Below are 26,395 nucleotides of genomic sequence, written 5' to 3'. Positions count from 1 at the left end.
TGCGTGTCTTGAGTAGGCCCGGCTGCGGTTCCATGTGGGGCGGCGGCCGGCTGCGTCGCGTCTTCTTCCTGCACGGTTCCCGACCGGCGGACCATTGTCCATCCCCCGGCCCGGCTCCGTCCCGTCCGTCCCCCGGACGGGGTTGTTCTCGGGTCTCAGTCCCGGCTGCCGGGGTCCCCCACCAGCGTGCCGATCTTCTCACCCTTGACGGCACGCCCGATGTTGCCCTCCGCCAGCAGCTCGAAGACCACGATCGGGAGCTTGTTGTCGCGGCACAGTGTCACGGCCGTGGCGTCGGCGACCTTCAGGTCGCGGGTGATGACCTCGCCGTAGCCGAGGTGGTCGAACTTCACCGCGTCCGGGTTGGTCTTCGGGTCGGAGTCGTAGACCCCGTCCACGCCGTTCTTGCCCATCAGCAGCGCCTCCGCGTCGATCTCCAGGGCACGCTGGGCGGCGGTGGTGTCGGTGGAGAAGTACGGCATGCCCATACCGGCACCGAAGATGACCACACGGCCCTTCTCCAGGTGCCGCACGGCGCGCAGCGGGATGTACGGCTCGGCGACCTGGCCCATGGTGATGGCGGTCTGCACCCGGCAGTCCACCCCCACCTTCTCCAGGAAGTCCTGGAGGGCCAGGCAGTTCATGACCGTGCCGAGCATGCCCATGTAGTCGGAGCGGGCCCGGTCCATGCCGCGCTGCTGGAGCTCGGCACCGCGGAAGAAGTTGCCGCCGCCGATCACGACCGCGATCTGCGCACCGTCGCGCACGACGGCCGCGATCTCACGGGCGATCTTGTGCACCACGTCGGGATCGACGCCCAGGCCCCCACCGCCGGAGAAGGCCTCTCCGGACAGCTTCAGCAGAAACCGGCCGCGCACTTTGCCGTCGTCGCTCTTCTGGGCCTTGGTGGTCATGGGGGATCCCGCCTCTTTCACGTGTTGCACATACGAAGAAGGCCATTGCCGGTGGGGCGTGGTTCACATCCCATACGGCAATGGCCTCCTCGTCAGATCTGCTGTCGTCCGCCACCCCTGTGACGGCGTACCGGGACGACTGCTGCCGACCCTATCGGGGTCGGGCGTCGATCGCGGTACGGACTCAGATGCCGACCTTGATGCGCGAGAAGCGCTTCAGGGTGACACCGGCCTCGTCCAGGACCTTCTGGACGGACTTCTTGTTGTCGAGCGCGTAGGGCTGGCCGAGCAGCGTGGCGTCCTTGAAGAAGCCGTTGAGGCGACCCTCGACGATCTTCGGCAGGGCGGCCTCGGGCTTGCCCTCGGCGCGGGTGGTCTCCTCGGCGACACGACGCTCGGACTCGACGACCTCGGCCGGGACGTCGTCCTTGGAGAGGTACTTCGGCGCGAAGGCGGCGATGTGCTGGGCGACGCCCTTGGCGATCTCCGCGTTCGGCTTGTCCAGCTCGACGAGGACACCGATCTGCGGGGGCAGGTCGGGCATCGTGCGGTGCATGTACGCGGTCACGTAACCGTCGGCGAACTGCGCGAAGCGGTCCAGGACGATCTTCTCGCCCAGGTTGGCGTTGGCCTCGTCCACGAACGCCTGGACGGTCTTGCCGGCCTCGATCTCGGAGGCGAGCAGGGCCTCGAGGTCGGCCGGGGAGGTCTTGGCGACGTGCTCGGCGATGGCCGTGGCCACGGCCTGGAACTTCTCGCCCTTGGCGACGAAGTCCGTCTCGCACTTCAGCTCGACGATGACACCGGAGGAGTTGTCGTCGGCGATGATCGAGACGACGGCACCGTTCTCGGCGGAACGGCCCTCGCGCTTGGCGACGCCCTTCTGGCCCTTGATGCGGAGCGCCTCGACGGCCTTCTCGACGTTGCCCTCGGCCTCGTCCAGCGCCTTCTTGCAGTCCATCATGCCGGCGCCCGTGAGCTCACGGAGCTTCTTGACGTCGGCGGCGGTGTAGTTCGCCATGAGTCTGTGAATCTCTCTCGAAGTCTGGAAGATCGAAGATCTGCGGATGCGCTCCATGCAGCCGGAGCGCGCTGTCCTTCCGCTGACCTACGGGTGAACGGCGGGAGCGGACTTCACACCGCGCCGAAGGCGCTGGTGATGCCGTACCGCTCCCGCCGTCACCTCGGACTGACGGGTCAGGCCTGCTCGGCCTCGGCGGCCTTCTCGCCCTCGGCCGGCTTCTCGGCCTCGGCGGCGGGGGCGGCCTCGGCGGCGGGGGCCTCGGCGGCCGGAGCAGCCTCAGCGGCCGGAGCGGCCTCAGCGGCGGGGGCAGCCTCGTCGGCCTTCTTCTCGCCCTCGAGCAGGTCGCGCTCCCACTCGGCCAGCGGCTCGCCCGCGGCCTTCTCGCCCTTGCCCTCGGTGGCGACACCGCTGCGGGCGATGAGGCCCTCGGCGACGGCGTCGGCGATGACGCGGGTGAGCAGGGTGACGGAGCGGATCGCGTCGTCGTTGCCCGGGATCTTGTAGTCGACCTCGTCGGGGTCGCAGTTGGTGTCGAGGATCGCGACGACCGGGATGTTCAGCTTCCGGGCCTCACCAACGGCGATGTGCTCCTTCTTGGTGTCCACGATCCAGACGGCGCTGGGCACCTTCTGCATCTCGCGGATACCGCCGAGGGTCTTCTCCAGCTTGGCCTTCTCGCGCGAGAGCACGAGAAGCTCCTTCTTGGTCAGACCGGACGCGGCGACGTCCTCGAAGTCGATCTGCTCGAGCTCCTTGAGGCGCTGCAGACGCTTGTAGACGGTCGAGAAGTTGGTGAGCATGCCGCCCAGCCAGCGCTGGTTGACGTAGGGCATGCCGACGCGGGTGGCCTGCTCGGCGATGGCCTCCTGCGCCTGCTTCTTCGTGCCGACGAACATGACCGTGCCGCCGTGGGCGACGGTCTCCTTGACGAACTCGTAGGCGCGGTCGATGTACGACAGCGACTGGAGCAGGTCGATGATGTAGATGCCGTTGCGCTCCGTGAAGATGAAGCGCTTCATCTTCGGGTTCCAACGACGGGTCTGGTGACCGAAGTGGACGCCGCTCTCCAGCAGCTCCCGCATCGTGACGACGGCCATGGCCGTATCTCCTTGTGCTTCTCGGTTGTGCCGCGGATGCCGGATGACCTCCGCGCCTGACGCCCGCTGCGCGCCGTGCCACGAGGGACCGAGGGGCGCTGATACGGCCCGTTGCCGGGGTGCGTATCGGGGCGTGCGAAGTCGACCCGGTGACCCGGATCGCCACCAGAAGTGTACGGGACCCGCGGGGCACCGGGTGACGCCGTTGTCCACAACCCGGCGGTGGTCCACAGCCGCGGTCGGTGACGGGGGGCGGTCCTGGACGCTTTCGGCATGCGAGCGAAGCGATGTGTGCGTGTCTGGACGCGGCTGGTCCTGCTGCTGGTCGTGACGGTGACGGCCCTGCTGGCCCCGCCTTTGCCCCTGTTCGCGGCCGGTGCCGCCCCGCCCGTCCCGGACGCCACCGTCCCGGCGGTGGGACACGCGTGGCCCGTGGGGTCACGCCCCCGGGTCCTGCGCGGGTGGGAGCCCCCGGCGTCGGCCTACGGCCCGGGCCATCGAGGCGTGGACCTGGCGGCACCCCCGGGGACGCCGGTACGGGCGGTGGCGGCGGGCCGGGTGTCCTTCGCGGGCCGGGTGGCCGGAAAGGGAGTGATCTCGCTGGAACTCCCGGGAACGGGCGACCCACCCCTGCGCACGACCTACGAGCCGGTGACGGCGACGGTGGAGGAGGACGAGGAGGTCGAACCGGGCGAGGTGATCGGCACGGTGGACGCGACCGGCTCCCACTGCACGACTCCGTGCGTGCACTGGGGCCTGCGGCGGGACGAGACCTACCTGAACCCGCTCGCGCTCCTGCCCCCATGGCTCCTGCACAGGGGCCCGTCGAGGCTCCTGCCGGTCCATTGACCGGGCTGCGGGCAGTCGTTCCGCTCCGCCGGCACCGACGCGGCTCAGCCCCGCACACCCCGCAGGGCCATACTCACCGCCGCGTCCGCGATGACGCCCGGCTCCTCTGCGGCCCCCAGCTCGATCCGCCGCACCGCCGCGTCCACAACCCCCTGCACCAGCATCGCCGCCAGCCGAGGCTGGTCATGCCCCATCTCGTCCAGCGCCTCGACGATCATCGCGACCAGCCCGCCGTGCGCCGCCCGGATCTTCTCCCTGGCCCCGGCGTCCAGCTCACTCGCCGAGATCGCCACAACGGCCCGATGCCGCCGGTCCCCCACCAGCTCCAGCTGCTGCCGCACATACGCCTCGACCTTGGCCTCGGCCGTCCCCGCCCGTTCCATCGCCGCCGACACATCCGCCGCCCAGACGGGAAAGTCGACCTCGCACAGCTCCTCGACCACGGCCGCCCGTGACCGGAAGTACTCGTAGACGGACGACCGCGCGAGCCCCGTCCGCTCGGCGAGGGCCGGGAAGGTCAGCGCCTCCGTACCGCCCTCGGACAACAAGGCACGAGCCGCGTCCAGCAGGGCGGCTCGCTGCATCGACCGGTGCTCGGCCACGGAGGCCGCTCGAATCCTTGGCACGTCAACCACTGTACGGACGCGCCCGGCCCGGCGGGAGTGGCTGCCGCCTCCCTGCCGCCATCCGGCCAGGTCAGCGGCCGAAGCTCGCCAGTTTCGCTCTCAGCTGGAGCACCGACTTGGTGTGGATCTGGCTGACCCGGCTCTCGGTCACACCCAGCACGTTCCCGATCTCGGCCAGGGTGAGCCCCTCGTAGTAGTACAGCGTGACCACGGTCTTCTCCCGCTCGGGCAGCGTGTTGATCGCCCGCGCGAGGAACCTGCGGAGCTCCCGGTCCTCGGCGACCTCGACCGGGTTGTCGGCGGCGGTGTCCTCCAGCGTGTCCATGACGCTCAGGCCGTCGCCGCCCTCGGCCCCGCCGTGCAGCAGCTCCTCCAGGGCCACCACGTTGGCCAGCGACAACTGGCTGAACACCGCGTGCAGTTCCTCCACCGCGATGCCCATCTCGGCGGCCACCTCGCCCTCGGTCGGCGTCCGCCGCAGCCGCGCCTCCAGCGTGGCGTACGCGCGCTCCACGTTGCGCGCCTTCTGCCGTACCGACCGGGGGATCCAGTCCAGGGCCCGCAGCTCGTCGATCATCGCGCCCCGGATCCGGGTGATCGCGTACGTCTCGAACTTGATCTCGCGGTCGATGTCGAACTTCTCGATCGCGTCGATCAGCCCGAACACCCCGGACGAGACGAAGTCCGCCTGCTCGACGTTGGACGGCAGGCCCACGCTGACCCGGCCGGCGACGTACTTCACGAGTGGCGAGTAGTGCAGGATCAGCTGCTCCCGCAGCCGCTCGTCCCCCGTCGCCTTGTACGACCGCCACAGCTCGTCGAGCGTCGAGGGAGCGGGCGGCCGCACGCTGCCACCGTCACGGGCGGCTGGGGGGATCGCCGCCCGGTCGGACCCGGAGGTGTGCTGGGGCATTCGTCGCCTTGTGCCGTTCTGCTGCGGAGTGGTGCTGCTGGGGTGCGCTGTCTGTCTGATGTCGAGTTGCCTGTCCGTGCCGTGATCCTCGTGAGCGTAGCGTGACTGTGGTGTCGCGGTGCGCGAAGGACGGAGGTCCAAAAGTGCGCAGATACGTTCCTCAGGGCGTCCGACCGGGTCGGCGAGCTCGCTCGGTGTGATCACCGGAGAACCCCAACTGGGGGAATTTCCAAGGGATGTCGGGGTTCCCCCGGACGGCCGAACAGGCGCGGCCGTCATGGCCCCGGACCGCCGCGGACCGACATCAGGGCCTGGCGTGTCAACTTCCAGCCGTCGCCGTGTCGTTCGACGTAACCGAGTGCCCGGAGTTCGTACAGTCTCGCGATCGCGTCGTCCTGTGCGGTCTGTGCGCGGCGCGCGATCTCGTCCGGGCGGGCCGCCCGGCCGCCCGGCAGCGCGGCGAGCACCTGCCGGGTGGCCGGTGCCAGCAGGTCCCGGGGCAGGACGGGACCGCGCCGGTCGGGGGCCAGCTGTCCGATGTCGCCGACCAGCTCGATGACGTCCGCGGCGTCGGTGACGAGGGCCGCCTCGCCGCGCAGCAGCTCGTGCACCCCCGCGGACAGCCCGCTGGTGGCCGGGCCCGGTACGCCCATGGTGTACCGGCCGAGGCGCTGTGCCGCCCGTGCCGTGACCAGCGAGCCGCTGCGGTGGGCGGCCTCGACGACCACGGTGCCGCGGGTGAGTGCCGCGATCACCCGGTTGCGCAGGATGAACCGGCTTGGTGTCGGGTGATCGCCGGGCGGCAACTCGCCGATGACCAGTCCCTGTTCGGCGATTCTGCTGATCAGCTGGGTGTGTCCGCGCGGGTAGGGGCGGTCGACGCCGCAGGCGAGGACGGCGACGGTGGCACCGCCCGCGCCGAGGGCGCCGCGGTGAGCGGCGCCGTCGACTCCGTAGGCGCCGCCGGACACCACGACCCAGCCCTGCTCGGCGAGGCCGGCGGCGAGGGCGGCCGCCATGTGCGCCCCGTACTCGGTGCAGGCGCGGGCACCGACGACGGCCACCGACCTCAGCGCCCACATCCGCAGACTGGCCCGCCCCCGCACCCACAGCCCGAGCGGCCGGGCATCCCCGAGATCATCGAGCTGCCCCGGCCACTCCGCGTCCCCCGGGGCGACGAACCGCACCCCGGCCTCCCGGGCGACGGCGAGGTCCGCGCGCGGCCGGGCCACCTCGGCCCGGGCCAGCAGACCCTTCCACCGCTTCCCGCTCACTCCGGCCAGGGGCCGCCCGCCCTCCGACAGCCGCCGCGCCACCTCCCGCACGCCGGACTCCCGCACCCACCGCCCGCCGGTCTCGTCACCGGGCTCCATGACACGGGTGAGAAACACCCGGGCGAGCAGCTCGTCGTCCGGTTCACCGGTGACGCTCACGTCAGCGCTCCGATGGCCATGGGAACGCCCCTCGGGACACCGGTGCGCAACTGGAGCGCGAGGGCCACGTCCGTCGCGTCGGGCCGGTCGTGGCCGACGAGATCGGCGACGGTCCAGGCCACGCGCAGGACGCGGTCGAGGCCGCGGGCGGTCAGGACGCCCCGCTCCAGATTCCGCTCGGCCTCGTCCATCGCCCCGGACACGGCGTACCAGCGGCTGCGCAGGTCACGGCCCGGCACCTCGCTGTTCGTGCGCCACGGAGTGCCGGCGAGACGCGCCGTGGCCCGCTCCCGCGCCGCTCGCACCCGGTCGGCGACCGTCGCGGTGGACTCGCCCCGCGCGCCGGAGGAGGTCAGCTCGGTGCGGGTGACGCGGTCGACCTCCACGCGCAGGTCGACCCGGTCGAGCAGCGGGCCGGAGAGCCTGGCCTGGTAGCGGCGGATCGCCGAGGGCGGGCACTCGCACAGGTCGTCCCGCTGCGAGAACCGGCCGCACGGGCAGGGGTTGGCCGCGAGCACCATCAGGAACTTCGCCGGGAAGCGCACCACTCCCGCACTGCGCGCGATGACGACATGCCCCGCCTCCAGCGGCTGGCGCAGGGCGTCCAGTGCCTGGCTGCTGAACTCCGGTGTCTCGTCCAGGAAGAGGACTCCCCGGTGGGACAGCGACACCGCGCCGGGCCGCGCGATGCCCGGGCCACCGCCGACGAGCGCCTGCATGGTGGCCGAGTGGTGCGGGGCGCAGTAGGGGGCGACGTCGATCAAGGGTTTGCCCGGGGGCAGCAGACCCGCCACCGAGTGGACCGCGGTGACCTCCAGTGACTCCTGCCGGCCGAGCCGGGGCAGGATGGCGGGCAGCCGCTCCGCGAGCATCGTCTTGCCGGCGCCGGGAGGCCCTTCCAGGAACAGGTGGTGTCCGCCCGCGGCGGCCACCTCCACCGCTGTGCGCGCCGAGATCTGCCCGACGACGTCCGCCAGGTCGTGGCCGGGCTCGTGCTGGGCGGCGCCGACGCTGTGCATGCCCGTGGCGGCGCCCGTGCCCGGCATGCGCAGGCCGGCGAGGAGCGGGTCCGGGCGGCCCTGCTCGTCGGGATCCTCGTCGGGCACGGGTTCGTCGGCCAGGATGGCGATCAGCTGGCGCAGGCTCCGCACGCCCAGGACGGAGATCCCGGGCACGAGGGACGCCTCGGCGGCAGCGGACTCGGGCACGACCACCTGCTCATACCCCGCATCAGCCGCCGCCAGCACCGCCGGCAAGACACCCCGCACCGGCCGTACCCGCCCGTCCAGCCCCAGTTCGCCGATCATCACGATGTCGGAGAGGACCCGTGGGTCGATGCGCTCCGCCGCGCCGAGAACCGCTGCCGCGACGGCCAGGTCGAAGCCGCTGCCGGACTTGGGGACGGAGGCCGGACTCAGGCCGACCGTGAGTTTCTTCTGGGGCCAGGCCGCGCCCGAGTTGACGACCGCGGCACGTACCCGGTCCCGGCTCTCCGTCAGGCTCTTGTCGGGCAGTCCGACCAGCGTGAACGCCGCGACGCCCGGCTCCAGGTCGGCCTGGACCTCGACGACCACGCCCTCGACGCCCACCAGCGCCACCGAACACGTACGGGCGAATCCCATCAGGCCACCCCCCGCGCGTGCTCGACCACGGCCGCGCCGCGGGCCGGCAGCAGCACCCCGACCACGTCGATGCGGACTCCGCCGGGCGGTGCGCCCCCGTGCGTCTGGATCCACCTCTCGGCGAGGTCTCGCAGCCGCTCCGCCTTCTGCGGGGTCACGGCGGCCATCGGATGCTCGAAGGGGCCCTCCCTGCGGGTCTTCACCTCGCAGACGACCAGGACGTCCCCGTCCCTGGCCACGATGTCGATCTCTCCGGCCCGGCCCGAGCGCCAGTTGCGCTCCAGGACCGTCAGTCCGCTCTCCGCGAGCCGCCGGGCCGCCAGCGTCTCTCCGTACCTGCCCATCGCACTGCGTGCGTTCATGTCGGCACCACCTCCGGCGCCAACGATCACGCACCCGTCCCCACGAAGTGGATCTTGGTGGACAGCTCAGAGGCTGTGGAAAACTCAGTCACCCTTACGGGTGAACGTCACCCTCCTGGAGGAACGTCATCCACTCGGCAGTTCGAGGTCGCTCTTGTTCAGCTCCTCGATGTTCACGTCCTTGAACGTGAGGACCCGGACCTGCTTCACGAACCGCGCCGGCCGGTACATGTCCCACACCCAGGCGTCCGCCATGGACACCTCGAAGAACACCTCACCCTGGACCGAGTGCACCTGCATCTCGTAGTCGTTGGTGAGGTAGAAGCGCCGTTCGGTCTCGATCACGTATTTGAACAGACCGACGACATCGCGGTACTCCCGGTAGAGCTTCAGCTCCATCTCGGTCTCGTACTTCTCGAGGTCCTCGGCGCTCATGGCATGTTCCCCTTCAGCCGTGCGATCCCACCATTGTGCGCCAGTCCCGTGTGCCCCTAGACGATTTCCGGGTCAAGGATCACGGGCCTGGCCGGGGGACCTTCGTCGAGCAGCGTGCGCAGCAGCCCGGCGAGTCTGGTCGGATACACCGTCTCATGTGCCCGGGAAAGTTCCGGACACGTCCACCAGCGCGCTCCGGCGACACTGCGCCGTTCCAGCTCGGTCAGCCCCGCGGCTTCGACCGCCGTACGGTCCGTTCGAGCCAGGAAGTACCACTCGTCCTGGTCCCAGCGACGGCCCGCGAACGGGAAGGAGCACATCCGCCGCCACAGCACCGGGCCCAGCTCGACCTCGGTGATGCCCGTCTCCTCGGCGAGTTCCCGCAGGGCGGCCTCCTCACGGGTCTCCTCGCCCTCCACACCGCCGCCGGGGGTGAACCACCAGTCGTCGGCCGGATCGTCCGGCTCGTGCCCGTGCAGCAGCAGGATGCGGTCCCGCGGGTCGAGCAGCACGACCCGGGCGACCTTGCGCAGCCCGCCCTCGTAGGTGTCCTGGCCCGCCCCCACGGCCTCAGCGGACACCGGCGGACTCCGCGCTCGCCCGCCGGGCCCGGGACGCGCCCGTGCGCTTGGCGACGGGACCGTAGGCGCCCCCGCCCAGGACGAGCACGGCACCGGCGAGCACCAGGGCGAGGATCGTCCGCAGCGGTCCGGGCGAGGACAGGGTGCCGAGCGGCTCGAAGCCGGTGGGGCGCTCCAGCATGCCCTTCATGGGCCAGACCACGGAGTCGACGCGGGCGTCCACGGCGGAGCGGGCCACCGTGCCGCTGGCGGCGTCGGTCAGGTGGGCGGTGGAGTCCACGGAGTTGCCCCGCTCGTCACCGAGCAGGAAGAGACGGCCCTCGGGGACGGTCACGGTCGGGAAGTTGCTCATCTCGGCCGGTGTGCCCTTGGGCAGGTACGTCTCGTCGATCTCCTTGCCGTTGACCTTGAGCTTGCCGTCCTGGCAGCAGGCGACCGTGTCGCCGCCGACGGCGACCACGCGCTTGACCATCGGGGCGTTGGCCCAGGTCGCGTCCTTGAAGACGACGACGTCACCGCGACGCACCTCGCCGCCGTCGACGCGCTGCGCCAGGATCCGGTCGCCCGCGTCGATCGTCGGCGTCATCGAACTGGTGGGCACCGTGTACGGCCGGTAGACCACCGCACCCCAGGCGAAACCCCCGAGGAACAGCACAAGGCCCAGTGCGACGGCCAGCCCGGACAACCGCTGTCCGGTCCGGCTGCCCACCGGGCCCGGGCCTGTGGCACCGCTGCGCGGGGCCGTGTGCGTGATGCTCTCGCCACCCATGGGTCCGCACCCTACCCGGGGGTACCGACCGGGGTCAGCCCACCGTCGGGATCACTGCTTCCTGCGGCGCCACAGCACCACCGGCACCACACCCAGCAGCGCCGCCCCCTGCGGTGCCACCGCCGGACCGGCCGCGGCCGGCTGGGCGTTCAGACCGGCCTGGTCGAAGGTGTCCGGCACCGGCAGGTTGTCCCAGCGGTTGATCGGCCAGGCGATGACGACGGCCCGGCCGACGACGTCCTTCACCGGGACCATGCCATGGTGCTCGTCCGACTGGTTGTAGCGGGAGTCCCGGGAGTTCTGCCGGTGGTCGCCCATGACCCAGATGTAGCCCTCGGGAACCTTTACCTTGAATTGACCGCCCTGGTCGTCGACGCTGCACGGCGTGTTGCCCGCGTAGACGTACGACCGCTCGTCGAGGGCCTTGCCGTTGACCTTCAGCGGGCCCGTGCCCTTGCACTCGACCGTGTCGCCGCCGACGCCGACGACGCGCTTGATGAGGTCCTTCTCCTCCGCCGACGGCATGAGGCCGATCCAGCTGAGGAACGTCTGCAAGGCGTTCGGATCCGCCGTCGGCTCGCCCGCCAGCCAGTTGTCCGGGTCGTGGAAGACGACGACCTCGCCGCGCTCGGGCTCGGAGCCGAACCAGGGGGTCAGCTTGTCGACCAGGACGCGGTCGCCCTGCTGGAGGGTGTTCTGCATCGAGTCGGAGGGGATGGAGAACGCCTGCACCAGGAACGTCTTGATCAGCAGCGCGAGAACCAGCGCGATGCCGATCAGAATGGGCAGCTCCTTCCAGAAGGAGCGTTGCTTCTTCGCCGTCCTGGCCGGCCCTCCCGGCCCCTCGCCCTCGGCTGTGCTGTACTCGCCTGTCACCCTGTCGCCCTCGGCTGCTCCGGAGTCATTCCCGGAGGTCACGGCGCTGTCCGCGGCCGGGACGGCGGATTGCGCGGGGCGTCCGCGGTGCTCCTCGCCGTCGTGTCCGGACCGTGCGCCAACCGCCACATCCCCCACGCCAACTCCTCACTCTGTGCCGCTGCCTGCCCCGCACACGACGCAGGCCCACCACTCCCATAACGAGCGGGAGTTCCGCAGGGGTCGGGAGCTGGATCGTTCCGTTCGAATCGTCGGAGGCAACCCTATGCGACAGTTCGGCAGCAGCGGTCGACCCTGTGGCCGAGTCGGACACGGAGGCGTATGTGTTCGGTTCCTCCAGGGTGGTCCAGTGCCCGAACGGCCAGGCGATAACCATGGCCCGGCCGACGACCTCCTCCTCGGAGACCGTGCCGCCGTAGTCGGTGTCCTGGTGGGCGCGGGAGTCCGCGGAGTTGTTCCGGTGGTCGCCCATCACCCACAGCCGGCCCGGAGGGACGGTGATGTCGAACGGCGTGTCGGACGGGGCGGCGCCGGGGTACAGGTAGTCCTCGTTCAGCGGGATGCCGTTGACGGTCACGCGCCCCTGGGTGTCGCAGCACTTGACGCGGTCTCCGCCGACGCCCACGACCCGCTTGATGAGGTCCTTCTCGTTGTCGGACGGCAGCAGGCCGATGAAGGTGAGCCCTTCCTTGACCTGCTTGACGACGATGGGGTCGTCCTTCGGAAGGGTGGTCTGCTCGTCCTGGAGCCAGCCGCCGGGGTCCTTGAAGACGACGACGTCCCCGCGCTGCGGCTTGGAGCCGAACCACGGGGTGAGCTTGTCGACCAGGACGCGGTCGCCGATCTGGATCGTCTGCTCCATGGAGCCGGACGGGATGACGAAGGCCTGGACGAGAAATGTCTTCAGTACGAGCGCTATGAGGACGGCGACGCCGACGAGGAGAGGGATCTCCTTGACGGCACCGCGCCTGCGGCGCCGCTTGACCTTCTTCTGGAGCTTGCGCCGCTCGGCGCGCGTACGGCCGCCGGACGGGCCGGAGGCGCGCCGGGCGCCGGTCGGCAGCAGGTTGTCGGCGGGGCTGGCGGGGGCGCCGCGCGGCTTGCCGCGGTTACCCATGGGCGCCCGCCCTTCCGGCGGCGGCAGCGGGCACGCGCGCGTAGGCGTCGGGGCGCTGCAGCCGGGTGGCGTGGCCGAAGGGCCAGACGATCCAGTCGGCGCGGCCGATCACCTCACCGACCGGGACCATGCCGCCGCCGGGCGAGCCGAGGTGGTCGCGGGAGTCGCTGGAGTCGCCGCGGTGGTCGCCGAGGAGGAACAGGGTGCCGCCGGGCACGACGACGTCGAAGGGCACGGTGGAGGGGCTGTCGCCGGGATACAGGAAGCCCGACTCGTCGACCGGCCGGCCGTTCACCTGGATCCTCCCCTCCCTGTCGCAGCAGACGACGTGGTCTCCCCCCACGCCGACAACGCGTTTGATGTAGTCCGCGTGCCCGAAGTACCCGGTCCCGTCGAACACGACGATGTCTCCCCGCCGCGGCTCGGCTCCGAAACGGTATGCCAACTTATTTACGAGAACCCGGTCCCCGATCCTCAATCCCCGTTCCATGGATCCGCTGGGGATCTGGAACGGCCGCAGCACGAACGTGCTGAGCACCAGCAGGAAGAGCAGGCAGGCCAGCAGCGTCAGGGTGATCCGGCCGCCCGGGACCCACTCGGTGACACGCGACAACGCGAAACGCGACCGGTCCTCCGGCCCTCCGGGATCCGAGGTGTCCTCGGAGTCGGAAGGGCGGGAGGAGCGGTCGCGCTCCGTCGGCTGAGCTTCGGTGTCCATCGGAGCCAGATGCTATCCGGCCCCGGTGTGAACTCCTCAGAGCGCTCAGTTCTCGCGCTTCTCCTTGATCTTCGCGGCCTTGCCGCGCAGCTCGCGCAGGTAGTACAGCTTGGCGCGGCGGACGTCACCCTTGGTGACGAGCTCGATCTTCTCCACGATCGGGGTGTGCACCGGGAAGGTGCGCTCGACGCCGACGGAGAAGGAGACCTTGCGGACCGTGAAGGTCTCGCGGACGCCGGCACCCTGGCGGCGGATCACCACACCCTTGAACTGCTGCACACGGGAGCGGTTGCCCTCGATGACGCGGACGTGCACGTTGACCGTGTCGCCCGGGCGGAAGGCGGGGACGTCGCTGCGCAGCGACGCGGAGTCGACGGTGTCGAGCAGGTGAGACATTTCGTCTGCTTTCCTCGCTGATGCCACAGGTCATCAACGGAAACTAGGTGTACTGGATCAGGGTTGTGCGGGTCGGAGCGGGCGTCGTCTCCCCCTGTGGCAGGGGCGCGCGCCGGACGGACGCACAACAGCTGGCTATTCTTCCACGCCCTCGGTCCTGCGCCAAAATCGGCCGTACGGCTCGCCCGCCGGGTCCGGCGCCCAGCCCAGGATGGACAGCATCTCGCGGTCCTTCTTGTCGAAGGCCTTGGGGTCGCACCGCTCGATGAGGTCGGGCCGGTGGGCCGTCGTGCGCTTCAGGGCCTCGTCCCGCCGCCAGCGGGCGATCTTCCCGTGGTGGCCGCTGAGCAGCACGTCGGGGATGTCCCGGCCGCGCCACTCGGGCGGCTTGGTGTAGACGGGCCCCTCCAGCAGGCTCGCCATGGCACCGGGCGCGAAGGAGTCGTCCCGGTGGGACTCGGCGTTGCCCAGGACGCCGGGCAGCAGCCGCGCCACGGCCTCCGTGACGACGAGGACGGCCGCCTCGCCGCCGGCCAGGACGTAGTCGCCGATGGACACCTCGTACACCGGCATCCGCGTCGCGTACTCCTCGACGACGCGCCGGTCGATGCCCTCGTAGCGGGCCGGCGTGAAGATCAGCCAGGGCCGCTCGGAGAGGTGGACGGCGAGCTCCTGGGTGAAGGGGCGGCCGCTGGGCGTGGGCACGATGAGGGCGGGCGCGTGGGAGCCGGTCTCGTAGCCGTCGGCCAGGACGGAGTCCAGCGCCTCTCCCCAGGGCTCGGTCTTCATGACCATGCCGGGGCCGCCGCCGTAGGGCGTGTCGTCGACGGTGTTGTGGCGGTCGTAGGTCCACGAACGCAGGTCGTGGACGTGCACGTTCAGCTGTCCACGCGCGCGTGCCTTGCCGACGAGGGAGACGTTCAGCGGTTCCAGGTACTCGGGGAAGATCGTGACGACGTCGAGGCGCATTACGGCTCTTCCCCGCGGGCGGTCTCGTCCCCGTCGGGGGTCTCGTCCCCGTCGGCGGCCTCTTCCCGGCTGGACGCGATCTCCGCGCGGTCGTCGATCAGGCCCGGCGGCGGGGTGATGACGGCCTTCTGCTCCTCCAGGTCGATCTCGGCGACGATCTCCTCGACGAAGGGGATCAGCACCTCGCTGCCGTCGGGGCGCTCCACGATGAACAGGTCCTGGGTGGGCAGGTGCGAGATCTCCGTGATCCGCCCGACCTCCGTGCCGTCCGCGGTGACCACGTCGAGGTCGATCAGCTGGTGGTCGTAGTACTCGTCCTCGCCCTCGGGCAGTTCCTCCGGGTCGATCTCGGCGATCAGGAGGGTGTTGCGCAGGGCCTCGGCGCCGGTGCGGTCGCTGACGCCCTCGAAGCGCAGCAGGAGACGGCCGCTGTGGACGCGGCCCGTCTCGATGGTGAGGGGTCCCGCGGTGGCGGGATCGGTGGCGAGGACGGCGCCGGGGGCGAGCCTGAGCTCAGGCTCGTCGGTCCGTACCTCGACGGTGACCTCGCCCTTGATGCCATGGGCGCGGCCGATCCGTGCGACTACCAACTGCACGTGTCCAGTCTCCTGTCATACGACTGCGGGCCGGGGACGGCCCTCAGGCCATCCCCGGCCCGAGCCGGTTGCATTGAAGCGTCAGCGGACGTGGTCCACGTCGACGAGGTCGACGCGGACACCGCGACCGCCGATGGCGCCCACGACGGTACGCAGGGCGCGTGCGGTGCGGCCGTTGCGGCCGATCACCTTGCCGAGGTCGTCCGGGTGGACCCGGACCTCGAGCACCCGCCCGCGGCGCAGGTCGCGCGAGGCGACCTGCACATCGTCAGGGTTGTCGACGATGCCCTTCACGAGGTGCTCGAGAGCCTCCTCGAGCATGCTCAGGCCTCGGTCGAAGCGGAGTCGGCGGCGGCCTCGTCCTTCTTCTCAGCCTTCTTCTTCTGGGTGATCGCCTCACCCTTGCCCTCGTCGTCACCGCCGAGAGCCTCGAACGACGGGCGCGCGGCCTTCTCGGGCTGCGTCAGCAGCGGAGCCGGGGCGGGCTCGCCCTTGAACTTCTGCCAGTCGCCGGTCTTCTTGAGGATGGCCATCACGGGCTCGGTCGGCTGGGCGCCGACACCGAGCCAGTACGCCACACGCTCGGCGTCGACCTCGATCACCGACGGGTTGTACGTCGGGTGGTACTTGCCGATCTCCTCGATCGCACGACCGTCACGACGGGTACGGGAGTCGGCGACGACGATGCGGTAGTGAGGCGAACGGATCTTGCCCAGACGCTTCAGCTTGATCTTGACTGCCACGGGAGTGGGTTCTCCTGGATTTGACGTGGTTGGGCACGGCGAGAGAAGCCGCGTGGGGTTGCGGTACCCGAGTGCCCGATGGACGCGTCAGCCGGAGGAGAGAGGGGTCCTGTGCGGCTGTCGAGTACAGCTAGCCATTGTGCCACACCCTGCCGGGCGGCTTTGACCGCGGGGTTCGCCGCCGTGCGGGCAGGCTGAGGGGGCACCCGGCGTGGAGGTGAATTACGTCGGGTGCCCTGCCCGGCAGTGGCGGGTGCTGTCCCGACCGGCAGCCACGAGATGCCGGTGGTGGACGTCAGCCGGCCACCGCTCCCACCACGTCCGGGATGCGGAACGGCTTGCCGCAGCCGCCGCAGACGATCGGCGCCTGGGCGAGGACCGACGGCACGACGCGTACGTTGCGGCCGCAGTCGCAGACCGCCTTGACGCGGACGCCGCCGCCGGAGGAGCCGTGCCGGGCGGCCGGGCCCCGGAAGGTGCGGGAGGTGTCGGAGGAGGTCGCGGCCGTGTGGGCCTTGAGGGCGCGCTGGAGGCGCTCCATCGTCGGGCGGTAGCGGCGCTTCGCCTCGGGGGTGAGCGTGACCAGGGAGAAGCCGCTGCTGGGATGCGGTTCCTCGGGGTGGTCCAGGCCCAGCTCCTCGGCGATCGCGAGGAATCTGCGGTTGTGGTAGCGGCCGGCACGGGAGGTGTCGCGGACGCCGCGGGCGGCGGCGATGCCATGGACTGCCTCATGGAGCAGTCGCTCGAAGGAGAGCTCGTGCCCGCACGCGGACGACGACTCCCCGATCAGGGACTCTGGCGCGGCAAGGTCGGGCAGCTCGGGGTGGTACCGCTGAATGTCGGCCCACGCCTGTGCCAGCTCTGCGGCGAGAACAGGTGGTGTCTGTGTCGTGCTCACGTAATGACAACGAGCCGGGGTGCCCCAGTGTTCCGATTCCGGGGCATCCCAAATAATTTGCACGTACCCGTCAGTTGCCTCTGATGCGTCCCGACGAGGGCGGGTGCGCTGATCTGTGGAGAAGCCTCACAGCTCACCACAAGGTGGTGCGTAGTCCCGCGTACGCCCACCCGTCTCCCGCCACCACCCTCAACCGAGGCCCTTCGGGCCGCCCCTCCCGGTCGGCGCGTAGAGCGCGTCTGCGCGCCGGGGGTATCAGGGGTCCGCGGTTACGCAAGAGGCGTTTCGGTCGCCTTGCGCCCCACTCGGTGAGCGCGTGGGCCCCACTCAGTAAGCGCGCGCGACGATCGCGACGTTACCGGGTGCGTCGTCGGCGTCCGGCACCGACCCGTCCTCGGCGACCAGACACCGTACGGTCACCGCGTGATCGGCCAGCTTCGCCTCGCCCTCCTCGCCGAGCACCGCCCACGGGATGCGCGCCCAGCCGCCGGCGCCCGTGACCTCGACCGCCTCGTCGATCGTCGAGACCTCGCTCGTACGGGACTCGCGGCGCTCCCGGGACTGCTTCAGCAGCAGGGCCTGGTCTTCTTCGAGGACCTGCGGCAGCAGCGACACCAGGGCGTCCAGGGAGACCGGCTCCTTGCCGCCCGGGATGCGGCGGGCCAGCATCGCGGTGCCGTTCTCCAGGTCGCGCGGGCCGATCTCGATCCGGACCGGCACGCCCTTGAGCTCCCAGTCGACGGCGCGGCGGCCGAAGGGGGTGTGTCGGTGCGGTCGTCGACGTGGACGCGGATCCCGGCCGCCTTCAGCCGGTCGCCGAGCTCGCGGACCTTGGCCAGAACCGCCTCGTCGCCCTTGATCGCGAGCACCACGGCCTGGGTCTGTGCCAGCCGCGGCGGGACGCGCAGGCCGTTGTCGTCGCCGTGCATCATCACCAGGGCGCCGATCATGCGGGTGGTGGAGCCCCACGAGGTCTGCCAGACCAGCTCCTGCTTGCCGTCCTTGGACAGGTACTGCGTGTTGAAGGCCTTGGCGAAGTTCTGGCCCAGTTCGTGGCTGGTGGCCATCTGGAGGGCCTTGCCGTCGCCCATCATGCCTTCGAGCGTGAGGGTGTTGATGGCGCCGGCGAACCGCTCCTTGACCGTCTTGCGGCCGGGGACGACGTCCATCGCGAGGACGTTCACCATGAAGTCCTCGTAGACCTGCCGGTGAATGTGCGCGGCGAAATCGCGCGCCTCCTCGTAGGTGGCGTGCGCGGTGTGGCCCTCCTGCCAGAGGAACTCGGTGGTGCGCAGGAACAGGCGGGGCCGCAGCTCCCAGCGCACGACATTCGCCCACTGGTTGATGAGCAGCGGCAGGTCGCGGTAGCTCTGGACCCACTTCGAGAAGTAATCGTTGATGATCATCTCGGAGGTGGGCCGGACCACGGCGGGCTCTTCGAGTTCCTTGCCGCCGCCGTGTGTGACCACGGCCAGCTCGGGCGCGAAGCCCTCGACGTGGTCCGCCTCGCGCGTGAGGTACGACTGCGGGATCAGGAGCGGGAAGTACGCGTTCTGGGTGCCCGTCTCCTTGATGCGGGCGTCCATCTCGGCCTGCATCCGCTCCCACAGCCCGTATCCGTACGGTCGGATGACCATGGTGCCACGCACCGGACCGTTGTCGGCGAGCTCCGCCTTGGTGATCAAGTCCTGGTACCAGCGCGGGAAATCGTCCGCCTGGGGGGTGAGAACGGGTGTCTTGGCCATGGCGAGATCGTACGGGCCCACGTTGCCGGAATGTGAAATCTCGCCATAGGCACATGACAACTCATATGCCGGGGCGCATTCCACTGGACGACAGGTCGAGGGGGGAGTTTCCTGGCATACGGGGGTAGTGCGAGCGCACTGTCACGGGGGCCATGGAATCGGGCAAGAGGCAACTCTCGGCGGATTGGGGCGCTTACTTATGACACCTACGCTCGTGCGGCAGCACCTGCCTCACGCGGGGTCCGCACTCCGCGTGGACCTGCGTGCACGCGCGCGTGACTGGTCCGAAATCCAGGAGCGGATGCTCGTACCGCTCTACGAGGCCGTCTACGAGCGACTGGACGTGGGTCCTGCGACGCGGCTGCTCGGCCTCGGCTGCGGTTCCGGACTCGCCCTGCTGATGGCCGCCGCCCGGGGAGCGACGGTCACCGGTGTCGACGCTTCCCCCGAAAGAATGGCCCTCGCACGGGAGCGACTGCTGCCCGAGGGCGGGGCCACGCACGCGCGTGCGAGCAACCGGCTGGTCGACGGCTCACCCCGGGACACGGCGGAGCCGGGCGCTCCGGCGTACACCCTGGTGACCGCCTTCGAGCCGATCGGGTGCCTGGCGGGCGACTCGGACGGGCTGGGTGGGCTGCTCGCGGAGGCGACGCCGCTGGCGGGGCGCGGAGCGGCCGTGGTGCTGGCCGGCTGGGGCCCGCCGGAGCGGTGCGCCACGACGTCCGTGCTGCGGGTCGCCACCAAGCTGGCGGAGCCGCTGCGCAGCACGGGCAGCTGGCGCCTCGCCCTCCGTGACGACCTGGAGGACGTCGCCCAGCGGGCCGGTCTCAGGCCGGACGGGTCCGGGCGGGTGGCGTGCCCCTTCGGATACGCCGATGTGGACAGCGCGGTACGCGGGCTCAAGTCGACGGGGCTGTTCGACGCGGCGATGACGGCGACGGACCAGGTGCAGGTGGACAAGGAGCTGACCGAGGCGCTGCATCCGCACCAGCGGCCGGACGGGACGGTGTGGATGCCGAACGTGTTCCGGTATCTGATCGCCCGGACGCCCTGACGCGACCGCCCGGACTCCATAGCGAACAGATCTTCAGTGCAGGTGTGAATGGTGTGAAGAAGGCACCATGGCGTGCTTTTGATTTCCCCAAGTGGATCATGAACGCTTAATGTGATCCACCGCTCGGGGGACCTACACATCTGCATACAGGAGTTGCTGTGCCGCACCACAAGACCGCGCTGCGTCTCGTCGCGCCCGTCGCCGTCCTCGCTCTGGCGCTCACCGCCTGCGGTGGCGGCGGCGACAAGGCCGACGCGAAGAGCCCGGACACCGAGAAGGCGAAGGTGTTCCCCTCGCCGGAGCCGTCTTCGGGCGGTGAACTGGGGACCGGCGAGAGCGCCACGGGCAAGGTCGCGGAGGACCCGGGCGAGGTCACCTACGAGGTCGTGGCGCAGAAGGTCGACGTGGGCACCGAGGCGGAGGCGGCCAAGGCCGTTTCGGAGCCGGACAAGGTCAAGGGCAAGGTGCTGGCCACCGCGTACGTGAAGTACACGCACAAGAGCGGCCCGGCACTCACCGACGGCTCCGACGTGCACGACGGCACGACGGTCTTCGCCGACGGGCAGCGCGGCACCGTCCTCATCGGCGCGTCCGAGGACGCGACCGGCTGTGAGGACCCGTACGACGTCGAGGCCTGGAAGCAGGGCGAGAGCCACGTCTTCTGCGAGACGTACGTGATCCCGGCGAGCGCCAAGAACGTCGAGGTCCACTGGTCCGAGGAGGACGGCGAGCCCTTCATCTGGACGTTCCCGAACACCTGACGGCAGGCCGTCGACAGACCACTGAGGGCGCCCCCTTTCGAAAAGGGGGCGCCCTCGGCGTCGTGCGGTAGGGCCGTCAGCCCATGAACTTCTTGAACTCGTCGGGGAGTTCGAAGTCCTTGCCGCCCTGCTGCGGCAGCCCGAAGGCGCTGCCGCCCTCGGCCGCGGCAGCCCGGCGGGCGGCCTCTTCCTGCTCCTGCTGCTTGCGCTTCATCGGGTTGCCGGAGCGCTGCTTGCCCTTGGCCTGCTTCTGCTTCTTCTTCGCCCGGCCGGGACCGCCGCCCATGCCCGGCATCCCGGGCATCCCCGGCATACCGCCGCCCTGGGCCATGCGGGACATCATCTTTCGGGCCTCGAAGAACCGCTCGACCAGGTTCTTCACCGCGCTGACCTCGACACCGGAACCCCGTGCGATACGGGCGCGGCGCGAGCCGTTGATGATCGTCGGCTCCTGGCGCTCGGCCGGGGTCATCGACTTGATGATGGCGGCCGTGCGGTCGACGTCCCGCTCGTCCAGGTTGTTGATCTGGTCCTTCATCTGGCCCATGCCCGGGAGCATGCCGAGCAGCTTGGAGATGGAGCCCATCTTCCTGACCTGCTCCATCTGGGCCAGGAAGTCGTCGAGGGTGAAGTCCTGGCCCTTCTTGGAGGCCAGCTTCTCGGCCATCTTCTGGGCTTCGGCCTGGTCGAAGGTCTTCTCCGCCTGCTCGATCAGGGTGAGCAGGTCACCCATGTCGAGGATGCGGGAGGCCATCCGGTCCGGGTGGAAGGCGTCGAAGTCGTCGAGCTTCTCGCCGTTCGACGCGAACATGATCGGCTTGCCGGTGATCTGCCGGATCGACAGGGCCGCACCACCGCGGGCGTCACCGTCGAGCTTGGAGAGCACCACGCCGTCGAAGCCGACGCCGTCGCGGAAGGACTCGGCGGTGTTGACGGCGTCCTGACCGATCATCGCGTCGACGACGAACAGGATCTCGTCGGGGCTGACCGCGTCCCGGATGTCCGCGGCCTGCTGCATCATCTCCTGGTCGATGCCCAGGCGGCCGGCGGTGTCCACGATCACGATGTCGTGGACCTTGGACTTGGCGAACTCGATGGAGTCCTTGGCGACCTTGACCGGGTCACCGACGCCGTTGCCCGGCTCCGGCGCGTAGACGCTGACGCCCGCGCGCTCGGCGACGACGCTGAGCTGGTTCACGGCGTTCGGGCGCTGGAGGTCACAGGCGACCAGCAGCGGCGAGTGGCCCTGCTCCTTCAGCCAGCGGCCGAGCTTGCCCGCGAGGGTGGTCTTACCGGCACCCTGCAGACCCGCCAGCATGATCACGGTGGGCGGCTGCTTGGCGAACCGCAGACGCCGGGTCTCGCCGCCGAGGATGGTGACCAGTTCGTCGTTGACGATCTTGAGCACCTGCTGGGCAGGGTTCAGCGCCCGCGATACCTCGGCGCCGAGTGCGCGCTCCTTGACGTTCTTGATGAACGTACGGACGACCGGCAGCGCCACATCCGCCTCGAGGAGCGCGATCCGGATCTCGCGCGCCGTGGCGTCGATGTCCGCCTCGGAGAGCCGTCCCTTGCCGCGCAGGTTCTTGAAGGTCGCTGAGAGGCGATCGGAAAGAGTATCGAACACGGCGCTCGCGGTCCTCGGGGTCGGAGACAGACTGGGGAATCGCCCTCCAGGGTATCCCGGCGTGACAAGTCGCCGGGTCGCCCTCACCCACGCAGTGTCTCCTCCAGCTTCCGCGCCACCGACTCGGCCTCGTCACCGGGTAGCGGCGCGCCCTTCGGACCGGTCACGTAGAAGGCGTCGACGGCGTTGGCGCCGAGCGTCGAGACGTGCGCGCTGCGCACCAGCACGCTCGCGTCCTCCAGGGCGCGGCCGATGCGGAACAGCAGGCCCGGAGCGTCCTGGGAACGGACCTCGATGACGGTGGCCAGCCGGGAGGCGGCCGGGTGGACCGACACCCGGGGCGGCGGGGCCACCACGCCCCGGCGGCGCGGATAGGCCGCGTCCCGTTCGGCGAGGCGGCCGGCGATGTCCAGGGAGCCGTCCAGCGCCCGCACGAGGTCGGCGCGCAGACGGGCGGCCTGCGGCAGGGAGCCGTACTCGGCGGCGACCCGCCAGTCCAGCAGCAGGACGGAGCCGTCGACGCCGTCCGGGAGGGTCAGGGACCGCAGTTCCGCCGTGCGTACGGTCAGCCGGTGCATGGCGAGGACACCGGCCACCGCGGGCAGCACACCCGGCTGGTCGGGGACGGCGATGAGCAGTTCCACGCCGAGCGGCTCGGGGTCGCCGGAGGGTTCCTGTCCGGCGGGCGGTTCGGTCTGGGCCCGCAGGGAGAGGACCGGGCTGCCCGTCGCGACCGCCTCGATGGCGAGCCGCTCCTGCTCGGCGGTCGGCGCGGCGTCCTCGGGGTCGTCCGGGGCGTCCCCGGCGAGCACCGCAGCAACCCGCTCGACCAGGTCGGCGACGAGCGAACCGCGCCAGGACGACCAGGCGGCCGGGCCGGTGGCCAGCGCGTCGGCCTCGGTGAGCGCGTGCAGCAGTTCCAGGGTGCTCTGGGAGCCGACGGCCTCGGCGACCGAGCGCACGGTGGCCGGGTCCTCCAGGTCACGCCGAGTGGCCGTCTCGACGAGCAGCAGGTGGTGGCGGACGAGGGTGGCGACGACCGTCACGTCGTGGCGGTCGAACCCGATGCGGGCGGCCACGTCCTTGGCGATGATCTCGCCGGCCACCGAGTGGTCGCCGGGCCAGCCCTTGCCGATGTCGTGCAGCAGCGCGGCGACCAGCAGCAGGTCGGGGCGGCTGACCCGGCGGGTGAACTCGGAGGCGCGCACGGCGGTCTCGATGAGATGCCGGTCGACGGTCCACAGGTGCACGGCGTTGCGCTGCGGGCGGCAGCGCACCCGCTCCCAGTCGGGCAGCAGCCGGGTGATCAGCCCCTCGGCCTCCAGTGCCTCCCAGACCTCGATGGTCGGGCGGCCGGAGCCGAGCAGGGTGACGAGCTGCTCGCGGGCCTCGGCGGGCCAGGGCGTGGGCACCGGGCGCACGGTGGCCGCCATGCGCCGTACGGCGTGCAGGGAGAGCGGGAGTCCGGCCTGGGCGGCGGCGGCCGCGGCGCGCAGCGGCAGCACGGGGTCGCGCTCGGGGCGCGCGGCGCGGGCGAGCACCACCTCGCCGTCCTGCTCCACCACGCCTTCGGCCAGCGGAGACCGCTCGGCGGTCGGCTTTCCGCCGCCCAGCATGGCGCGCAGCCGGGGCCGCACGGCGCGCGACCGCAGGACGCGACCCACCTCGCGCCAGGTGACGTCACTGGCGTACGAGATGAGCCGCGCCGCCTCGTACACCTGCCGCAGCAGCGTGTCCGCGTCGAGCAGGCCGAGCTCGGCGGCCACCTGGTCCTGCTCCTGGAGGGCGAGCCGGTCGGTGGCCCGCCCGGTGGCCAGGTGCAGGGCGTCCCGTACGTCGAGGAGCCGGCGCCGGGCGTCGGAGAGGCCCTCGCGCGGGGCGTCGGCGAGCCAGGAGGCGGCGACGGCGCGCAGCGCGGTGGCGTCGCGCAGCCCGCCGCGGGCCTCCTTCAGGTCGGGTTCCAGGAGGTACTGCAGCTCGCCCTGGCGCTCGGCGCGTTCGGCGCACAGCTCCTGGAGTTCGGGCAGGCGCTTGGGCGCCTGGTTGCGCCAGTCGGCCAGCACGGCCGTACGCAGCCCGGCCGTGAGGCCGAGGTCACCGGCGATGTGCCGGGCGTCCAGCAGGCCGAGCTGGACCTTGAGGTCCTCCCCCGCGGTCTTGCGGGCCTCGGCGGGCGTGCGGACGGAGTGGTCGAGGGCCAGGCCCAGGTCCCACACCGGGTACCAGAGCCGGTCGGCGAGGGCGGCGACCGCCTTGGGGTCGCTGCCGTCGTGCAGCAGGAGCAGGTCGAGGTCGCTGCGCGGGGAGAGCTCGCCGCGTCCGTAGCCGCCGACGGCGACCAGGGAGGCCCCGCGCAGCCCTTCCGCGCCCGCGGCGAACAGGCCGGTGAGCCAGTCGTCCGTCAGGTCGGCCAGGGCCGCACGGCGCGGCGGCCCGGACCGCGCCTCCTCGGTGAGGAGACGCAGTCGGGCCGCCGCGTAGCCGCTGGGTCCCGAGTCCTCTGCTTCCTTCTGCACGTCCGTACCCGTCACCCAGCGACTCCTGTTCTGTTTGCCTGCCTCAGAGCGCGTCGGGGCCGCGCTCGCCGGTCCGGACCCGTACGGCCGTGTCGACCGGGATGGACCAGACCTTGCCGTCACCGATCTTGCCGGTTCGGGCCGCCTTGACCACGACATCGATCAGCTGCTCGGCGTCGTCGTCCTCGACCAGGACCTCGATGCGGATCTTGGGGACCAGGTCGACCGTGTACTCGGCACCGCGGTAGACCTCGGTGTGGCCCCTCTGACGACCGTAGCCGCTGGCCTCGGTGACCGTCAGGCCGTGCACTCCGAAGCTCTGGAGGGCTTCCTTGATCTCGTCGAGCCGGTGCGGCTTCACGACGGCGGTGATGAGCTTCATGCGTCCACCTTCTTGCTCTCGGCTCCGGCCACGGCGGCCGCGACGGCGGCGGTCTTGGCGGCACCGCCACCGGCGCCGCTGAAGTCGTATGCGGTCTCGGCGTGCTCGGCCTGGTCGATGCCGGCGATCTCGTCGTCCTCGGTGACCCGCATACCGATGGTCTTGTCGAGGATGAAGGCGAGGATCGCGGATACGATCAGCGAGTAGGCGAGCACCGCGAAGACACCGGCGCACTGCTTCCAGAACTGGGTCAGGCCGCCGCCGTAGAAGAGGCCCTCGACGTCGGACTGGCCGTGGCCGCTGGCGAAGAAGCCGATCAGCAGGGAGCCGACGACACCGCCGACCAGGTGGACACCGACGACGTCGAGCGAGTCGTCGTAGCCGAACTTGTACTTCAGGCCGACGGCCATGGCGCACAGCACACCGGCGATGACGCCGACGGCGATCGCGCCGAGCGGGCTGACCGCACCGCCGGACGGGGTGATGGCGACCAGACCGGCGACCGCGCCGGAGGCGGCGCCCAGCGTGGTGAACGCGCCGTGGCGGATCTTCTCGTAGGCGAGCCAGGCCAGCATGGCGGCGGCGGTGGCGACCTGCGTGTTGACGAACATCAGCGCGCCGACACCGTCGTCGTTGCCGAGCCACGAGCCGGCGTTGAAGCCGAACCAGCCGAACCACAGCAGACCGGCACCGAGCATGACCAGCGGCAGGCTGTGCGGACGCATGGGGTCCCGCTTGAAGCCGACGCGCTTGCCGATGACCAGGATCACGCCGAGCGCGGCGGCGCCGGCGTTGATGTGGACCGCCGTACCACCGGCGAAGTCGATGACGCCCAGCTCGAAGGCCCAGCCGCCGGCGCCCCAGACCCAGTGCGCGACCGGGAAGTAGACGACCGTGGCCCACAGGGTGATGAACAGCGCCCACGCGCTGAACTTCACGCGGTCGGCGAGGGCACCGCTGATCAGGGCGGGTGTGATGATCGCGAACATCAGCTGGAAGACCATGAACACGAAGATCGGGATGGTGTAGCCGTCCCACAGCTGGGTCAGGCCGATGTTGCTGAGGCCGAGCCAGTCGGAGTTCCAGCCGATGAGGCTGCCGGAGTCGGTGCCGAACGCCATGGAGAAGCCGTACAGCACCCACAGGATGGTGACGATCCCCAGGCTGATGAAGCTCATCATCAGCATGTTCAGGGTGCTCTTGACGCGGACCATGCCTCCGTAGAAGAAGGCCAGGCCCGGAGTCATGAGCATCACCAGGGCGGAACAGATGAGCATGAACCCTGTGTTGGCGGCAGACAGCTTGGGTGCTTCTGCGGCAAGGGTGATGGCTGGTGCCATCGGCGTCTCCTCGTCATTGGTACGGCCCCGTG

The 26,395-nt window shown here is 70.6% G+C and carries 27 protein-coding genes and 1 pseudogene; 3 read left to right on the top strand and 25 right to left on the bottom strand.

Annotation, left to right across the window (positions count from 1 at the left end):
* Positions 1 to 155: 155 nt before the first annotated feature.
* From pyrH to rpsB, 3 genes are all read right to left on the bottom strand, one after another.
* Entirely contained in the window at positions 156 to 914 is a 759-nt protein-coding gene (pyrH, locus tag QF034_RS29340; RefSeq protein WP_010044452.1) for a UMP kinase, read from the bottom strand.
* Positions 915 to 1,098: 184 nt separating this feature from the next.
* Complete coding sequence (gene tsf, locus QF034_RS29335; RefSeq protein ID WP_086560066.1) at positions 1,099 to 1,935, bottom strand: translation elongation factor Ts; 837 nt, start codon at positions 1,933 to 1,935, stop codon at positions 1,099 to 1,101.
* Between the two features lie 176 nt (positions 1,936 to 2,111).
* The gene (rpsB, locus tag QF034_RS29330; RefSeq protein WP_307177715.1) at positions 2,112 to 3,035 is read right to left on the bottom strand and encodes a 30S ribosomal protein S2; all 924 of its coding nucleotides are present in this window, start codon (positions 3,033 to 3,035) and stop codon (positions 2,112 to 2,114) included.
* A gap of 273 nt (positions 3,036 to 3,308) precedes the next feature.
* On the opposite strand from rpsB, the gene QF034_RS29325 reads away from it, so the two are divergent.
* Positions 3,309 to 3,884 (top strand): M23 family metallopeptidase, encoded by a 576-nt coding sequence (locus QF034_RS29325; protein ID WP_307177714.1) that lies wholly within the window; start codon positions 3,309 to 3,311, stop codon positions 3,882 to 3,884.
* A gap of 44 nt (positions 3,885 to 3,928) precedes the next feature.
* Here QF034_RS29325 and QF034_RS29320 read toward each other — a convergent pair whose 3' ends face one another.
* The 18 genes and pseudogenes from QF034_RS29320 to proS form a co-directional block, all read right to left on the bottom strand.
* The gene (locus QF034_RS29320; RefSeq protein ID WP_307180003.1) at positions 3,929 to 4,486 is read right to left on the bottom strand and encodes a TetR/AcrR family transcriptional regulator; all 558 of its coding nucleotides are present in this window, start codon (positions 4,484 to 4,486) and stop codon (positions 3,929 to 3,931) included.
* Positions 4,487 to 4,580: 94 nt separating this feature from the next.
* Positions 4,581 to 5,423 (bottom strand): RNA polymerase sigma factor WhiG, encoded by an 843-nt coding sequence (gene whiG, locus QF034_RS29315; RefSeq protein WP_086560062.1) that lies wholly within the window; start codon positions 5,421 to 5,423, stop codon positions 4,581 to 4,583.
* A gap of 275 nt (positions 5,424 to 5,698) precedes the next feature.
* Complete coding sequence (gene dprA, locus QF034_RS29310; protein ID WP_370880969.1) at positions 5,699 to 6,796, bottom strand: DNA-processing protein DprA; 1,098 nt, start codon at positions 6,794 to 6,796, stop codon at positions 5,699 to 5,701.
* A gap of 56 nt (positions 6,797 to 6,852) precedes the next feature.
* A complete protein-coding gene (locus tag QF034_RS29305; RefSeq protein WP_307177712.1) occupies positions 6,853 to 8,478 on the bottom strand; it encodes a YifB family Mg chelatase-like AAA ATPase in 1,626 nt (541 codons plus the stop codon).
* Entirely contained in the window at positions 8,478 to 8,870 is a 393-nt protein-coding gene (locus QF034_RS29300; protein WP_307177711.1) for a YraN family protein, read from the bottom strand. The genes QF034_RS29305 and QF034_RS29300 overlap by 1 nt, the downstream gene beginning before the upstream one ends.
* Before the next feature lie 96 nt (positions 8,871 to 8,966).
* Positions 8,967 to 9,275, bottom strand: a complete 309-nt coding sequence (locus QF034_RS29295; protein WP_003993268.1) for a DUF2469 domain-containing protein — start codon at positions 9,273 to 9,275, stop codon at positions 8,967 to 8,969.
* Positions 9,276 to 9,331: 56 nt separating this feature from the next.
* Complete coding sequence (locus tag QF034_RS29290; protein WP_307177710.1) at positions 9,332 to 9,856, bottom strand: NUDIX hydrolase; 525 nt, start codon at positions 9,854 to 9,856, stop codon at positions 9,332 to 9,334.
* Positions 9,846 to 10,625: a signal peptidase I gene (gene lepB / locus QF034_RS29285; RefSeq protein ID WP_307177709.1), complete on the bottom strand. Its 780-nt coding sequence runs from the start codon at positions 10,623 to 10,625 to the stop codon at positions 9,846 to 9,848. The genes QF034_RS29290 and lepB (QF034_RS29285) overlap by 11 nt, the downstream gene beginning before the upstream one ends.
* A gap of 51 nt (positions 10,626 to 10,676) precedes the next feature.
* Positions 10,677 to 11,639 carry a signal peptidase I gene (lepB, locus tag QF034_RS29280; protein WP_307177708.1) on the bottom strand — a complete coding sequence of 321 codons (963 nt, stop codon included), beginning with the start codon at positions 11,637 to 11,639 and terminating at the stop codon, positions 10,677 to 10,679.
* Complete coding sequence (lepB, locus tag QF034_RS29275; RefSeq protein WP_307177707.1) at positions 11,527 to 12,618, bottom strand: signal peptidase I; 1,092 nt, start codon at positions 12,616 to 12,618, stop codon at positions 11,527 to 11,529. Before lepB (QF034_RS29275) ends, lepB (QF034_RS29280) begins: the two co-directional genes overlap by 113 nt.
* Positions 12,611 to 13,336, bottom strand: a complete 726-nt coding sequence (gene lepB, locus QF034_RS29270) for a signal peptidase I (protein WP_307177706.1) — start codon at positions 13,334 to 13,336, stop codon at positions 12,611 to 12,613. The genes lepB (QF034_RS29275) and lepB (QF034_RS29270) overlap by 8 nt, the downstream gene beginning before the upstream one ends.
* A gap of 45 nt (positions 13,337 to 13,381) precedes the next feature.
* The gene (rplS, locus tag QF034_RS29265) at positions 13,382 to 13,732 is read right to left on the bottom strand and encodes a 50S ribosomal protein L19 (RefSeq protein WP_010044485.1); all 351 of its coding nucleotides are present in this window, start codon (positions 13,730 to 13,732) and stop codon (positions 13,382 to 13,384) included.
* A 135-nt stretch (positions 13,733 to 13,867) separates the two neighbouring features.
* The gene (gene trmD / locus QF034_RS29260) at positions 13,868 to 14,701 is read right to left on the bottom strand and encodes a tRNA (guanosine(37)-N1)-methyltransferase TrmD (protein ID WP_307177705.1); all 834 of its coding nucleotides are present in this window, start codon (positions 14,699 to 14,701) and stop codon (positions 13,868 to 13,870) included.
* A complete protein-coding gene (gene rimM, locus QF034_RS29255) occupies positions 14,701 to 15,297 on the bottom strand; it encodes a ribosome maturation factor RimM (protein ID WP_307177704.1) in 597 nt (198 codons plus the stop codon). Before rimM ends, trmD begins: the two co-directional genes overlap by 1 nt.
* A gap of 81 nt (positions 15,298 to 15,378) precedes the next feature.
* A complete protein-coding gene (locus tag QF034_RS29250; protein ID WP_005479813.1) occupies positions 15,379 to 15,618 on the bottom strand; it encodes an RNA-binding protein in 240 nt (79 codons plus the stop codon).
* Positions 15,619 to 15,620: 2 nt separating this feature from the next.
* Positions 15,621 to 16,040: a 30S ribosomal protein S16 gene (gene rpsP / locus QF034_RS29245; RefSeq protein WP_307177703.1), complete on the bottom strand. Its 420-nt coding sequence runs from the start codon at positions 16,038 to 16,040 to the stop codon at positions 15,621 to 15,623.
* A gap of 295 nt (positions 16,041 to 16,335) precedes the next feature.
* Positions 16,336 to 16,938 carry a hypothetical protein gene (locus QF034_RS29240; RefSeq protein ID WP_020270731.1) on the bottom strand — a complete coding sequence of 201 codons (603 nt, stop codon included), beginning with the start codon at positions 16,936 to 16,938 and terminating at the stop codon, positions 16,336 to 16,338.
* Between the two features lie 327 nt (positions 16,939 to 17,265).
* A pseudogene (gene proS / locus QF034_RS29235) lies at positions 17,266 to 18,683 on the bottom strand (proline--tRNA ligase).
* Between the two features lie 199 nt (positions 18,684 to 18,882).
* Here proS and QF034_RS29230 point away from each other — a divergent pair.
* Together QF034_RS29230 and QF034_RS29225 are read left to right on the top strand one after the other, a co-directional pair.
* On the top strand, positions 18,883 to 19,737 hold the full coding sequence (locus QF034_RS29230; protein WP_307177702.1) for a methyltransferase domain-containing protein: 855 nt from the start codon (positions 18,883 to 18,885) through the stop codon (positions 19,735 to 19,737).
* Positions 19,738 to 19,895: 158 nt separating this feature from the next.
* Positions 19,896 to 20,498 carry a hypothetical protein gene (locus tag QF034_RS29225; protein ID WP_307177701.1) on the top strand — a complete coding sequence of 201 codons (603 nt, stop codon included), beginning with the start codon at positions 19,896 to 19,898 and terminating at the stop codon, positions 20,496 to 20,498.
* 76 nt (positions 20,499 to 20,574) lie between these two features.
* On the opposite strand, the gene ffh is transcribed toward QF034_RS29225, so the two are convergent.
* The 4 genes from ffh to QF034_RS29205 all read right to left on the bottom strand — a co-directional run bounded on the left by ffh (position 20,575) and on the right by QF034_RS29205 (position 26,363).
* Positions 20,575 to 22,125, bottom strand: coding sequence for a signal recognition particle protein (ffh, locus tag QF034_RS29220; RefSeq protein WP_307177700.1), 1,551 nt, complete (start codon positions 22,123 to 22,125; stop codon positions 20,575 to 20,577).
* A gap of 83 nt (positions 22,126 to 22,208) precedes the next feature.
* Positions 22,209 to 24,656, bottom strand: coding sequence for a [protein-PII] uridylyltransferase (locus QF034_RS29215; RefSeq protein WP_307177699.1), 2,448 nt, complete (start codon positions 24,654 to 24,656; stop codon positions 22,209 to 22,211).
* 28 nt (positions 24,657 to 24,684) lie between these two features.
* Entirely contained in the window at positions 24,685 to 25,023 is a 339-nt protein-coding gene (locus QF034_RS29210; RefSeq protein ID WP_086560046.1) for a P-II family nitrogen regulator, read from the bottom strand.
* Positions 25,020 to 26,363: an ammonium transporter gene (locus QF034_RS29205; protein ID WP_307177698.1), complete on the bottom strand. Its 1,344-nt coding sequence runs from the start codon at positions 26,361 to 26,363 to the stop codon at positions 25,020 to 25,022. The genes QF034_RS29210 and QF034_RS29205 overlap by 4 nt, the downstream gene beginning before the upstream one ends.
* Between the last annotated feature and the right edge of the window lie 32 nt (positions 26,364 to 26,395).

This window comes from Streptomyces africanus, assembly GCF_030816955.1.
In the GTDB taxonomy this organism is placed as follows: domain Bacteria; phylum Actinomycetota; class Actinomycetes; order Streptomycetales; family Streptomycetaceae; genus Streptomyces; species Streptomyces africanus.
The sequence above is the reverse complement of the archived record's forward strand: the minus strand, read 5'-3'. Positions and strand labels throughout refer to the sequence as shown.